8 protein-coding genes and 2 pseudogenes are annotated in these 13,609 nt (G+C 55.2%); all 10 read right to left on the reverse strand.

Annotated elements, in window-relative coordinates:
- Positions 1-10 precede the first annotated feature (10 nt).
- Positions 11-1,753: a sensor histidine kinase gene (locus SK3146_RS13475; RefSeq protein WP_249865526.1), complete on the reverse strand. Its 1,743-nt coding sequence runs from the start codon at positions 1,751-1,753 to the stop codon at positions 11-13.
- 84 nt (positions 1,754-1,837) lie between these two features.
- Positions 1,838-2,854 carry a LacI family DNA-binding transcriptional regulator gene (locus SK3146_RS13480; RefSeq protein ID WP_249865527.1) on the reverse strand — a complete coding sequence of 339 codons (1,017 nt, stop codon included), beginning with the start codon at positions 2,852-2,854 and terminating at the stop codon, positions 1,838-1,840.
- A gap of 379 nt (positions 2,855-3,233) precedes the next feature.
- Positions 3,234-3,410 (reverse strand): glycoside hydrolase family 95-like protein, encoded by a 177-nt coding sequence (locus SK3146_RS35275; protein ID WP_434006897.1) that lies wholly within the window; start codon positions 3,408-3,410, stop codon positions 3,234-3,236.
- A gap of 54 nt (positions 3,411-3,464) precedes the next feature.
- Positions 3,465-4,120, reverse strand: a pseudogene (locus SK3146_RS13485) (glycosyl hydrolase family 95 catalytic domain-containing protein); the annotation flags it as partial.
- Between the two features lie 64 nt (positions 4,121-4,184).
- Positions 4,185-5,213: a two-component system sensor histidine kinase NtrB gene (locus tag SK3146_RS13490; protein ID WP_249865528.1), complete on the reverse strand. Its 1,029-nt coding sequence runs from the start codon at positions 5,211-5,213 to the stop codon at positions 4,185-4,187.
- A 75-nt stretch (positions 5,214-5,288) separates the two neighbouring features.
- A pseudogene (locus tag SK3146_RS35280) lies at positions 5,289-5,360 on the reverse strand (hypothetical protein); the annotation flags it as partial.
- 365 nt (positions 5,361-5,725) lie between these two features.
- Positions 5,726-8,245, reverse strand: coding sequence for an O-antigen ligase family protein (locus SK3146_RS13495; RefSeq protein ID WP_249865529.1), 2,520 nt, complete (start codon positions 8,243-8,245; stop codon positions 5,726-5,728).
- Positions 8,246-8,477: 232 nt separating this feature from the next.
- Complete coding sequence (locus tag SK3146_RS13500; RefSeq protein ID WP_249865530.1) at positions 8,478-9,455, reverse strand: ABC transporter substrate-binding protein; 978 nt, start codon at positions 9,453-9,455, stop codon at positions 8,478-8,480.
- Positions 9,456-9,671: 216 nt separating this feature from the next.
- Positions 9,672-11,873: an S-layer homology domain-containing protein gene (locus tag SK3146_RS13505; protein ID WP_249865531.1), complete on the reverse strand. Its 2,202-nt coding sequence runs from the start codon at positions 11,871-11,873 to the stop codon at positions 9,672-9,674.
- A gap of 614 nt (positions 11,874-12,487) precedes the next feature.
- Entirely contained in the window at positions 12,488-13,417 is a 930-nt protein-coding gene (cysK, locus tag SK3146_RS13510; protein WP_249865532.1) for a cysteine synthase A, read from the reverse strand.
- Positions 13,418-13,609: the final 192 nt, after the last annotated feature.

Genomic DNA, 13,609 nt, shown 5'->3' on the forward strand with positions numbered 1-13,609 from the left:
GAATACGCTTTTACTTCGCAAGAGCGGTTGCCGCTTCCGCTGCCGGAAGACGCAGCCGGATCGTCGTCCCCGCCCCTTTGGCGCTTTCGATATGAAAGCTCGCCTCCGGCCCAAACTGGAACTTCACCATACGGTACACATATTGCAGCCCGATGCCGAGCCCGACCATTCTACGCTCCGCGTTGTCCTCCTGCATGAGCCGGTCGATGTCCTCTTGGGCCATCCCTTCCCCGTTGTCCTTAACTTCAATGACGATATGCGCAGGTCCGTCTTCCCGGACAACGACCTCAATGGCCCCTTGATCCTCCATGCCGTGGTACAGCGCGTTCTCAACCAGCGGCTGCAAAATAAACCGCGGGATCGGCAGCTCCAGCACATTCGGATGGGCCCGGATATGAACGTCGAATTCAAAATGATACCGGATTCCCTGCAGCTCGACATATTGCTTCAGAGCATCGATCTCGTCGCGTATGCGGGCGGGACCTCCCTTGCCGAGATTATAATAAAGCACTTTATTGAGCATCGATACGAGCCGGTCGATTTCCTTCTGCCCGTTGGCGCGGGCCAGCCAGCGAACCGTATCCAGCGTATTGTGAATAAAGTGCGGATTAATCTGCGTCATCAGCTTCTCCACTTCAAGCAGCGCTTTGCTCTTCTCCTTCCGCTCCACCTCTCCGATCAGCTCGAAGATGCGGCTGCGCATATCGGCGAACTCCCGGTAAATGACCGCGAATTCGGTAATACGGGACTGTCTTGTCGGGAAAAATTCGTAATTATGCTTCACATTGCGGATATCTGCGTTCAATGTATTCAAAGGGCGGTAAACGGCGCGCCAGATCAGCCAGGCCAGCAACCCGCTCACAGCCAGCGTTAGCACGGCAAACAGGGCGAACTGCTTGATCCAGCGGTTAATCTCCTGCTTGTAAACCGATTGAGGGACGGCCGCCATCACCTTCCACGATTGATTGCTTGTCTCTTCGAACATATAATATTTGCCGGAAGGCGCTTCCTTCATCTTGGCCGACAAGGCGCTGGAGCCGATGGGGAAATCCTCCGTATTTTCGCTGTAAACGACCTTCCCGTTATTGTCCACGATCAGGTGAACCAAATGGCCGCCGAACTGGTCGTTGTCCTTAATAATGCTCTCGGCCAGCTTGAAATTGGTTTCTATATAGACGTACACATCGTCGCGGCCCGGCAGCTCGACCTTGCGCAGAATCGACAGCACTTCATTGCCGTCGATCGGATTCAACGACCGGTGCGGGCCGTAATACGTAATTTTATCGAAGCGAATCAGCACCGGAAGCTTCAAAATATCCACGTCGCGGACATTAAAGTTCTCGAACAGCTTCTGATCGTCGTCGGCGAAATAATAGAACATCAGCCCAAGCGTCGGATTCGTAAAATGAATCAGGCTCAGCTCGCTGCGAATATCGTCGTTCAGCCGTTTTTTCTCGTAGGTGTCGGCGGATAAATAGCTTTCCAGGCTTTTGCCCACCCTCCCGTCAAACGCAAGCTGCTGGGAAGTATGATTGAGCTGGCCTATCGTATCCTCGAGCGAAATCCGCACCTGATGCAAATTGCTCTGCACGCCGCCTTCCGCCTTGTTCTGCAAAATGGCGTACATGGAAAAGTAAGAAATGCTGCCGATTAATATAAGCGGCGTCAGCGAGCTGATAAATAAAATAACGATCAGCTGGTATTTCAGCGAATAAGGCTTGGAATAGTCGTTGCGCCATAAAGGGAATCTCATCGATGTTCAGCCTCGCTTTACGAAACGTTAATAAAGCGCTTTCATAATCGCTTTATTATGCTCTTTACTTGCCGCAGCCCGAAATTACCGGGGCCGCTTCTTGCACGACTCCCGGAAGACTAGCTTCGCCCGGACCGTATGCTGGCGCACGACATCGGCATTCTCCATTTTCTCCATCAAAATTTGCGCCGCCTGCGCGCCCAGCATTTCGGCCGACAGCTCGACGCATGTGAGCGGAGGCGTCATCTCCTGCGCCAGTCTCGCGTCATTGCTGAGCGCAATGACTGACAAATCGTCGGGCACGTTCAGCCCCAGCTCCCTCGCCGCCCTCAGCACGCCCAGCGCCACCCGGTCCGTATCGGCTACGACGGCCGTATAGCTCCGGCTCTTCATCGTCTCCAGAACCGCGCGGTATCCGTACTCCGTAGGGCTGCGATGCAGCTCGCGGGAATAGTTCATCACCTGCTCGGGCGGCAGCGGCATGCCTTGCTCCGCCAGCGCCGCGGCAAGCCCGCGCTCCCGGTCGAAGGCTACCGTCATATCCGACGAGGCATTCAGGAACAAGATCGACTCATGGCCGATCGAGAGCAAGTACCGTCCCACTTCGCAGGCCAGTTCGGCATTGTCGTTATCCACATAGCTGACGCCCGGGTCCATCGGGTCCGGCCGTCCCACCAGCACAAGCGGCATCCCGATCTGACGGTACATCTCGATGCGCAGGTCTTCCCTGCGCGGATTCAGCATGATGACCCCGTCCACCGGGTCTACCGTGAATTGGTTCGGATCGTCATGCTCGGGCAGCGTATCCAGCAGCACCCGAAACCCGTGCTTGGCGCATTCGTTCAAGACGCCGTTGATCATTTGAATTTCAAACTGCGACATCATCCCTTCCTTCGGAATCGGCATCCTGAGACCGGCGATCATCGTCTTGCGGATCGCCAAGCTTCTCGCTATATGATTCGGATAATAACCGAGCTGTCGGGCCGCCTCGAATACGCGTTTGGTCGCTTCGGGACCGATCGGCCGTTTTTTGCTGAACACATTCGATACCGTCCCTTTGGAAACCCCTGCCAGCTTGGCGACATCGTCAATGGTGGCCATCCTTGACGCACCTCCTCTCCGGGTCGGCCGGATGCGCCGTCCCTATTAAACCGGTTTAACCTTTCTCTACTTTATTATATAGAGCCCAAAATCGGCTTACAACCGTTTTTGCCGGGCTGAAGATTAAGTTTCGGTAAATCTCATACTACCATAGTTTTGGCGGCGGCCGCCTCCATATGTACAAAAAAAATGACCTCCTATGGAAATGGAAGTCATTCGAAGTCATGTTTGATGCCGAATTTGCGCGGCCTTAAGCTTCCGGCAGCACGCGGTAGCAGGAGGGGGCCATGCCGGCAAATGAGATCGCATCTTGCAAGCAGCGATGCGGGGCCGGATTTCCAGCCGCATCCTCTATCCGCACCGGCTGCTTCGCCCGGATTCATATCTCTCCCGCTCTGGTCGTACGGACCGACGCCTGTACCAGCTCGCTCTTCTCCCAGGCGATGTCGATCTCGAAGCCTCCGCGGGCTTTCAAGCCTTTGACGCTGCCGCTGGGCCAAGCGGCCGGAAGCGCGGGCAGCAGACGGATCACTCCCTCATGGCTTTGCAGCAGCATTTCGGCGATGCCCGCCGCGCCTCCGAAATTGCCGTCGATTTGGAAGGGCGGATGGTTATCCAGCAAATTCGGCAGCGTCGATTTCCTCAGCAGCTCCTTCACGTGGAACCAGGCTTGCTCCCCGTCCGCGAGCCTCGCCCAGAAATTAATGATCCACGCCCGGCTCCAGCCGGTATGCCCTCCCCCGTGAGCCAAGCGCCGCTCCAGCGTGGCGCGGGCGGCCGCCGCCCATTCCGGCGTCCGATCCGGACTGATCTGCGTGCCCGGATGCAGCGCGAACAGCTGCGATATATGCCGGTGGCCGGGATCTTGTTCCTCGTAATCCTCCAGCCATTCCTGAATTTGCCCGTATTGGCCGACGCGAATCGGCCCAGCTTGCGCAGCGCCTCCGACAGCTCGGAACGGAAGGCTTCGTCGACGCCGAGAATCCGGGAGGCATCGACGCACGCGCTGAACAGCTCATGCAGTATTTGGCTGTCCATGGCCGATCCGCAGCAGAGCGTGCCGGATTCGCCGTTCGGCAACATATAACGGTTTTCCGGCGAAACCGAAGGCGAAGTAACCAATTGTCCTTGCGCGTCTTCGATCAGAAAATCGAGAAAAAACTGCGCGGCTTCCTTCATCGTCTCATAAGACCGCTTGAGAAAAGCGCCGTCTTGTGTGAAGCTGTAATGCTCCCATAAATGAAGGCAGAGCCAGGCCGCGCCCATCGTCCAATACGCGGCAAAAAAGCCTGCAACCGCAGGCTCTTTGCCGGACGCCGCCTAAATCGCTTTATGCCGGCAGCTGAATATGGAATACCGTTCCTTTGCCTTCGTGGCTCTCCACATGAATATGGCCCCCGTGCTCGTGGATCGTCGTGAACACCTGAGTGAGCCCCATGCCGATGCCGTCGTCCTTCGTTGTGAAAAAAGGCGTCCCGAGCAGTCTGATCTTCGATGCCGGAATCCCCTTGCCCGTATCGCTGATTTTAATATGGACCATATCGTTTTTGAAAAAATGCTCGATCGTAATCTCGCCTTTGCCGTCTATCGCTTCTATCGCATTTTTTAGCAGGTTGAAAAACGCCTTCAATATCAGGTTCTTCTTCCCGCGAATCTCCCTGTCGGTGTCGCTGAACAGTTTATGCACCGTCACCTTGTACAGCTTCTCCTGGAACAGGAAAATGAGAGATTCCAGCTCGGAGCACAGATGAATCGAGACGTCGGGCTCGTTGTTCAGATCGGGCTTCGCCACCTGCAGCAGGTTGTTCAGCGTCTTGATCGCGTTGTCCAGCTCGTCGACGATGACCGGCAAATACGAATGGTTCAGCTCCTTCTCCAGCAGCTGGACGAAGCCCTTGACGGCCGTCAGCGGATTGCGCACCTCATGCGCGATGCCTGCCGCCATCTGCCCGATGGAAGACAGCTTCTCCAGATTGTGCAATCTCCGTTCCGTCAGCTTCCGTTGGGTAATGTTTCTGACAATGACCTGGGCAAGCCTCTGCTGTTCCATATGGTACGGGGCGAGCATAACCTCCACATCGATCAATTCCCCGTCCGCCCTGACCATGCGCTGCTCCATCAGCTCGCTCGCTTCGCCCCTCAGCACGCTTTCCAGTTGATTGCCGATACTATAATGATAATCGGGATGCAAAAACCGGTGAAACAATTCGCCGATAATTTGCTCAGGATATTGCAGTCCCAGCAAGTCGAAGCCGGCTTGATTGACGTAGATGACTTTATGATCCTGCAGCACAAAATAGCTGTCCAGCGAATACTTGACTAGTTGATAAAAGTCCAAATTCGATTTTCCAAAGGTCAATGGGTTCAGCTCCTTATGAGCAGTGAAGCCAAGCTTTCGCTGCTCCAACTCATTCTCCAAAATAAACCTAAAGTCATCGCCTAAATTCTCTTGTATGCATTTCGAATATACCTCAACTAGTTCTTGGTCGCTAAATTTCCTGAGCATGATCGAATCCCCGCTTACTCACAATCTTCGGATAGATACTATATTATAGCATATTCCCCGCTGTTTATTGAGAGATTAACAAGATTACCCTATGGAAAAAAATGATATAAATCCCACTTCGCTTTGCAGCGATCCGGCTGGCAGAACCAATCCCCCAAAAGTGACGTGATGCTCTGAAGCTTATTCCGTCCGCATCCAGCCTAAGCTGGATCGGCGTCTAACCCTTCCTCTGGGATCGTTCTAGGGGTAGACTTTCCTTTCGGGGGAGAACCCGGATTTCCACAGGAACTTGCTGTGCATCATTTCCTAAACAACGACAAAGAACCTTGCGGGGATGCAAGGTTCTCTGCAGTTAGCGGCCGCTTTTAGAATTGCGCATGAATCAACTGCTCCAGCAAGTTTTGTTCTTCCTTATTCTGCTCTACAAGCTTGCCGAGCAGCTCTTGATCCGCTTTCCCCGCCCTGGCAAGCGCCGCCAGGTACCAACGGGCGATCGCCTGCTGAATCGGCTCCTCCAGCCGCCCGTCCATCCCCAGCTTCAATGCTGCGGCCGCTTCCGTATATTGCCCCTCTATGTACAGCATCTGCCCTGTAGAAATCGCCATGGCCGGAGTAACCTCGAAGGATTTGCCGAGGTTGATCGTTTTGGGCATATCGTCAAGCTGCTTTCTCTTCAGCAAAAATTGGCGGAACAGCTCCGTCCCTAGCGTGCGGTGCCGCTTTGCGGCAGCCTGATCGTGATGCTCAAGCCGCTCCTTCTCGCTTAATTGAAACCGGAGCTCCATGGCTCTTTCATACATCGTTTGGTCCCACGGAAAACGGCCCAGCGCTTCATCCGCAATCGTCAAAGCTTGGTCGAGATCCTGTTGCCGCACGGCGCGGTTCCATCTTGCTTCAAGCAGCTCCTTGGACAACGGCTCCACTCTTTGCAGCTGCGCCATCCAATTACCGGCTTCCTGATCGAAGCGCTCATCCTTGGTTTGCTCATAACCGAGCTCCAGCAAATTCATGAGCAGCAGCATATACCCGGGATTGTCGGGCTGCTTGCGCAATGCTTCCTGCATCAGTCCCGCCGTCTCCTTGACGTCGATCTCGCTTTGACCCGACAAGCTGTTCACCGCGCTCTGCATCGTCCGTCCGCCGGATACATACGACGCCCCCGTGATCAGCACAAATATCGCTGCTGCGGCCAGCAGTACGCTGTAGGCCGCAGCCGGCTTCGCGTTGCCGACACTCCAACGTCTGACCCGCTTGTCCGTTGCAGAGCTTTCTCCGAGCCTCTCTCCCCCAATGGCGGCCATGCCGCCCAAGCAAAGAAAAACGACGGAAGCGAGATAAACAAAGCTTAAATCGAAATCTATCGCACTATGCAAGAGCAAGGCTCCGGCGGCGATCGCATAGAACAAATGCGGCTCTTGCCAAGCTCCCAAGCGGCTTATCGCCCGTATGTAACGAATCGCCGTATAGAGGAATAACGCGAGGAAGGCAAGCACTCCCGCCGTCCCCTGCTCGACCCACAGCTGCAAAATAAAATTATGCGCCTGACGGCTTGTGTACGGATAGCTCTGATACGTCGGATATAACGCGGACCAAGCGCCGCCTCCGGCACCGAATACGGGGTAGTCGCGGATGATTTTGAGCGAATCCATATAGAACACGCCGCGCTCCAGAACGCTGTGCTGCTGAAAGTCGATGCTGCGAATCCGCTGTTCCAGCGTACGGGGCAGCAAATTCAGCAGCGGGCTGTCCGACGCCGCCAGGAACACAGCGGCAGCGCCAAGCAGCGCAAGCGCGGCCGGAAGCGTCCAACGCCGACTCCATAAGGGAGCCGGCTTATGTTCTTGCTCGCCGCCGGCGACGATCGCGTCCCCGCCCGGCCGAAGCTTCGGCAAACGCAGCAAAACGACATGCTGCAAACCGACGCTGACGAGCGCCGCCGCCAAGGATGCGCCGAGCAGCATGCCCCAGCTTGGCCATAGCGGCGCCGGAGCGGCATGCTGCTGAACCGTTAACGCCGTCTCGGTAACGGAGGTCAGCAGGCACAGCATCCCTATCGCCGCCGCGCCCGCATGCAGAAGCAGCAGCAGCTGTCTGGAGACCGGCAGCAGAAACAGCAGCAGCCAGAGAATGAGCGGCAGCATCAATAATGCGCCCCGCGACAATGTCAGCATAAGCGACAGCAGGGCGGGAACGAGCATAACGGCGTGGAGCAGGGATACCCATTGATTCCTCGCCGTAACCGCTCCGTACGCGGCGCAGGCAATGACAAGCAGCAAAAATCCCGCATTGGCATTCGGATATTGAAACACGGAGCTTAGCCTTAATCCGTACGATTCCACCATTACGGCTCCGTTGTAATGCACGTTGCCGAATAAATTAAGCAAGCCGTACACGACAATCGCATAGCTGCTGAACGCCACAAACTGCGGCAGCAGCTTGCGGCCAGCGGGATGGAGCGTAATGAGCAGCCCGAGCAAAAACATCGCCGCATACAAAACCTGCACCTGGATCAGCAAAAAACCGTAATGTAAAGACACCGCTTGAAAATAAGAGCACAGCGCGCTGACAGGCAGCAGCCATACTAGAATCACGGCGGCCGTATGCTTGCCCAGCTGATCGCGGTATTTCCATACATATACGGCCATGGCCAGCATGACAAACGAGATCAGCAGGAGCGTGCTTTGAATCGGCAATTCATACGACAAATTCACCCGCGGATCGCCCTCGACGCGCGCCGCCAAAAACAACCCCCTCTGAAATGGCGCTGCCAGCAAATACAGCCCGGCAAACAAAATTAACAATCCGTACATCATGACGCTTCGCTCTTCACCGCGGCGTGACGGCACAGCCAGCCCCCGGCTGCGGTATTTATGCTCCGTTAACATCAGACGACAACCCCCAACCATTTATGAACCTGTTCGACGGTTCGATTCTACATAGTTAGACGCTGCGTTTTGCGTTTCAGTTTCCTTATTTACCAAAATTTTATAACCGTCGCCATTTAACGACTAAGCGAGAACAGAGCCCCCCATTATTTGCCGTGCTACGGTTTCTTGCCGCAAAAAATCGGCCGTTCCTAGGGAACGACCGATTCGGTAAGAGGATATGATGGAGTTATTACGGCTTTACATCGTAAATTTTGTACAGATCGTCAAGCATAAGATTGGCTGCCTTTACGCCGCCCGCCGTATTCCAAGTCGTATCGCTGACTTTCGTCAGTTTGTTGTTTTTCACGACTTTCAGATTTTGCCAGAGAGGGTCGTTCATCCATTCCTGCTCCTGCTTCGTCCCTTTGCCGTCGCCGGTTTCGTAAGTGAAGTAGAAGACGCGGTCGGCGGCGTCCAGCTCAGGCAAACGTTCTTTGGTAATATCCTCGAACGCCTTCTCGTCGCTCTTCGGATCGGAACGAGGAAAACCGATTTGTTTGAAAATAACCCCGGAGAACATATCGCCGTAATAGAATCTCGTCTTGCCGCCCATAAAACGAACGACGGCTATTTTTTCCTTCAGCTTGTCGCCGGCTTTGCTCTTGAAGTCTTCGATACGCTTGTCGAAAGCGGCGATAACTTGATCGCCTTCTTGTTTCTTATTCAGCGTGTCGGCGTACAGCTTGAAATTCTCTTTCCACTCGCCGCGCAGCGTCTCGGAGTAGACGGTTGGGGCAATCGCCTTCAATTGATCGTAAATTTTCTCGTGGCGCATTTTGTTGCCGATGATCAGATCCGGCTTAAGCGAAGCGATCAGCTCGAGGTTCGGCTGGGATTCCGCACCCAAAACAGTCACGCCTTCCATATCGGCTTTAATATGATCGAACCACGGATTGCCTACATACGATTGTACCGCCCCGACAGGCTTGATGCCCAGCGCCAGCAGCGCTTCCGTTCCTTCGTCCGTCAAAATAACGACCTTCTTCGGATGCGCCGGAACTTCCGTTTCGCCCATCGCATGTTTAATTTTACGCGGAGCGTCCGAAGCCGCCGCTTGCGCTCCTTGCTTATTGTCCGCAGCGCCTTGCTGAGCCGGCTCCTTCGAGCCGCAAGCGGCAAGAAAAACGGACAGCATTAAAATAACAGCAAGCAACGTTGCTGATCTCATCCGAAATGATTTGTTTTGGTAAAGCATTCTGTCTAGACCTCCTGTAATCTCATCATCTGATAATGATTCTCATTAACATTGTCAATAGTACTTGAATGCCGGGTAGTTGTCAATCTCTTTTTCAGACGCGTGCCCCTTCCCTGTGCCGCGAACGGCAAATCCCCCGGCTCCTGCATCAGGAAAACCGAGGGATTCGCTTGCGTCAACCAACCGTATTTATTTGCTGTACATGCGGTAAACCAGTACGGCCGCTTCGGCGCGGGTCGTCGGATCGAGCGGATGAATCCGCCCGCCGCTGCCTTCAAGCAGCGACTCGCGAGTCATCGCGCTGACATCGGCCGCGGCGTACGAAGCGACGTCGGCCTTGTCGGCGTACATCGATAAATCCGCAGAGTCCCCAGCGGCGCCCAGCTTGCCTGCGGCCCGCAGCGCCCGGGCGGAGATAACCATCATGTCCTGCCGCGTGATGCTCTGATTCGGATTAAACTCTCCGTTAGCCTGTCCTTCTACGATACCGAGCGCCTTCGCCGCCGATACCGCTTCATAGTAATAATCCGCAGGCCGCACATCGTCGAACGACGGGCCCGGCTGGGCCGTAAGCCCGAGCGCTCTCATCAGCAGCAGCGTGAAATCGGCTCGGGTAACGCGGCTGCCCGGTTCAAACGTCGTATCGCTCGTGCCATCGATCACGCCTTTGGCCGCCATCGCTTCAACCGCTTTTTGCGCCCATTCGTATCCAGTCATGTCGCTGAACGATTTGGATACCCAAACAACCGCGAATAGGCTGAAATGGTTCGTTGTAAATACGACTTGACCGGAAGCTGCGTCATAACGGCCGCTCGGTACCGGAATCGGCGTTCCCGCTCCATCCAGATACCACACCGTAAGATGCTCGGGACTGCCCAGCTCTTCGGCCGCAGGCTGGTAAGGCAAAGCGATCCGTACCTTCGCCGCCGCGCTGCTCCATGCCAGCTGCTTGCCGCCGACCCACAGGCTTACGTCAACCGCAGGACGGCCGCCGATATGACGCTGCACGTCAGCGGACAGCTTGGACGTATCCGCCTGAGCCAGGCGGATCGAAATCGTCTGCGCACTGCCGGTATCGGTGCCGGCGAGCATATTGCCCGGGAGAGTGATCGTGCCGAATTCCGTTACGATCACAATGCTTGTCGAAGCTCCTCCCTCGGTCAGAACAGCCTTGGGCAGCTCCTGCATATAAGCTTCGGCTCCCTCCACCTTCGGCAGTTGGATGGTAACGACGGTTTGGCCCGCAGCTTCCAATAGTTTCTCTAGCTCTTCTTGGCTTACCGAAGCGACAGCCGTGCCGGTTGCCGGGTCGAGCGTAGGCTGCGGCTTCAGAACGCCGTCCGCCTCCGCTGCGCCTTCGCCCGTCGTGACGCCGCCCGATCCGCCCGATCCGCCCGAGCCCGTTCCTCCGGAGCTTCCTTTATTCGCAAGAACGACGGACAATCCGAAGCTCTTGCTGGCGGTTAGCGTGCCGTCGCTTACCGTGACCGTAACGTTCGTCTTGCCGGTTACGCCCGAAACGGGAGTAATCGTCATCGTGCGTTTGGCCCCCTCACCGCCGAAGGAGAGTCCCATATCCGGCACGATCTCTTTATTATCTGCGGAAGCGGATAGTACAAGCGCCGCCGGATCGGTCTCGGCATCGCCGACGGTCAGTTCCAACTCCAGCGACGACTGCTTCGTGGTCATCGTCTGATCGGCCAAGCCCGACAGCGTCGGCGCCGTATTCTCCGGCTGCGGCTCATCCTTTTTCAACACGTTCAGCTTGAAGCTGCCGCTTGTCGTCAATTCGCCGTCGCTTACGCTAATCGTGATGACGGCTACACCCGACCTGTCTTCATTAGGCGTGATTTTCACCGTACGTTGACCGCCGTTTCCTCCAAGTGCAATGCCCGTATCCGCTACTAGTTCCTGGTTATCCGAAGTTGCCTTGATTGCCAGCTTCTCGGCGGGCGTCTCTGCATCGGATACTTTAAAACTTATAGACGCAGTGCTCTCGTTCATATAGATCGTCTGATCGGCCAAGCCCGACAGCGTCGGCGCCGTATTGGCAAAGCCGAATTCCGTTTGCGCTTGCAGAGTTCCGTCGGAAGCGCTGACCTTATAAAGCCCGGGCAAGCTTTTATCCTTGAGCCGGAACGACAACTCCAAACGACCGTCCTCTCCTGCCTGTACCTGATCTACATATTCGACCGCTTGCGCGGGAGTCAGCACTTTTAGCGCAACTTCTTTTCCCGGAGTAAAACTGCCGGTCAACGTTACCGTTCCCGAAGATTTATCCAGCGATGCCTGAAGCGACGCTGTCAAAGCCGCCGCTGACGCGCCTGCCGGAATGCCGGCAACGGCGAGCATCAGTACAACAGCCGTAAGCAAAGATATAAATCGTTTCAACCTTCTTACGCCTCCTTATGGCCAAGTGATTTCATTTGAACTAGAGTTATGTTCTCTTCCAGACTGTCCCGAAGATCGGCATATTGCCGAAAGTACTGTCATTGCATGGGAAATGCATACCTAGACGGACAACATCGGGACAACCCGTTGTTCCCGCCCGCCAGTTCCAGATAAGCTTGGGACAAGAGCCTTGCCATCTGTCGGTGCGCGAACATTGCCGCCGCTTCATTCCGACTTTGTAAGACCGTCATGGGCAGATGGGTTATTTTGCCCCTGCAGCATACAAGGTGAATATCGGCCGGCAACAATTCGGTTGCAAGCGCATACATAATATGCGGCCCGAGCCGGCTCGGCGGCGGATCGCCGACGCATATCGACGTCCGTCAGCCCCAGCAGGCACTGAACCTGGCGCATGAACCAGCCTGCACAACAAAAAAGCCAGCTTCGTAAACCGCTTGCTTCGGCAACGATGCGCCTTTCTGCATAAACATACATATTCGCGCCCCGCTTGGGAAATCCTGCAATTGCAAACGCTTGCTCTCCCTTTTTCTGCACAAAAAAACACCTCTATCCGAGGTGTTGTTGCCAAACGAAACGTTTCCGAAGCCGGATACCTAATCGAACAACGGCGTCGACAAATAGCGCTCGCCGTGATCGGGCAAGATGACGACGATGTTCTTGCCTTCATTCTCAGGCCGCTTGGCCAGCTGCGCCGCGGCATAGATAGCCGCTCCAGAGGAAATCCCGACGAGCAGCCCTTCCGTCTTGGCGACGGTGCGCACCGTATCGAAGGCTTCCTCGGTCTTTACCTTGTAAATCTCGTCGACAATGCCGCCGTTAAACACGCCGGGGATAAATCCCGCCCCAAGTCCTTGCAGCTGATGCGCTCCGCGCTTGCCGCCGGACAATACCGGCGAATCGAACGGCTCGACCGCAACGACCTGAACCGACGGTTTTCTTTGCTTCAGCACTTCGCCGACGCCGGTAATCGTGCCGCCGGTACCGACCCCGCTGACGAAAATATCGACAGTTCCGTCGGTATCCCGCCATATTTCCTCCGCCGTCGTCACCCGGTGAATTTGCGGGTTGGCCGGATTGTCGAACTGCTGCGGAATGAACGAATTCGGTATGGACGCCGCCAACTCCTCCGCCTTTCTCATCGCTCCCGGCATGCCTTCCGCGGCCGGGGTCAGCACCAGCTCGGCTCCCAGCGCCTGAAGAATTTTGCGCCGCTCGATACTGAACGATTCCGGCAGCGTAATGATCAGCTTGTAGCCCAGAGCTACCGCGGCGAAGGCCAAGCCGATGCCGGTATTGCCGCTCGTCGGCTCGATAATGACGGAATCTTTGGTAATAAGCCCCTTCTCTTCCGCGTCCTTAATCATAGCGTAGCCGATCCGGTCCTTCACGCTTCCAGCCGGATTGAAATATTCCAGCTTGGCGATCAGCTTCGCGGGAAGCTGCTGCTGCTGATTATATTTGACAAGCTCCAGAAGAGGCGTGTTGCCTATCAAATCGGTTAAATTACGGGCGATGTTGGTCATGTTGAATCCTCCGGTTATTGATAAATATAATTATTACCTATCGATTAAGTATGTAATGAAATTTTATCATCATTAACATGGAATGTAAAATTTATTGAAAACAGCTCAACCCTCGAATCCCGTAACCGTGCGATGGTATAGCGCTAAAAACGCCGACTTCCCCTGAGAAAGCATCTTCCAAGCGCTCCTGTA

Source organism: Paenibacillus konkukensis, assembly GCF_023523925.1.
Classification (GTDB): domain Bacteria; phylum Bacillota; class Bacilli; order Paenibacillales; family NBRC-103111; genus Paenibacillus_S; species Paenibacillus_S doosanensis.

Coding starts and splice junctions, on each gene's coding strand:
- SK3146_RS13495 (WP_249865529.1), bottom strand. CDS start 8,245: ATGTTAACGGAGCATAAATACCGCAGCCGGGGGCTGGCTGTGCCGTCA.
- SK3146_RS13480 (WP_249865527.1), bottom strand. CDS start 2,854: ATGGCCACCATTGACGATGTCGCCAAGCTGGCAGGGGTTTCCAAAGGG.
- SK3146_RS35275 (WP_434006897.1), bottom strand. CDS start 3,410: ATGCTGCTGCAAAGCCATGAGGGAGTGATCCGTCTGCTGCCCGCGCTT.
- cysK (WP_249865532.1), bottom strand. CDS start 13,417: ATGACCAACATCGCCCGTAATTTAACCGATTTGATAGGCAACACGCCT.
- SK3146_RS13475 (WP_249865526.1), bottom strand. CDS start 1,753: ATGAGATTCCCTTTATGGCGCAACGACTATTCCAAGCCTTATTCGCTG.
- SK3146_RS13500 (WP_249865530.1), bottom strand. CDS start 9,455: ATGAGATCAGCAACGTTGCTTGCTGTTATTTTAATGCTGTCCGTTTTT.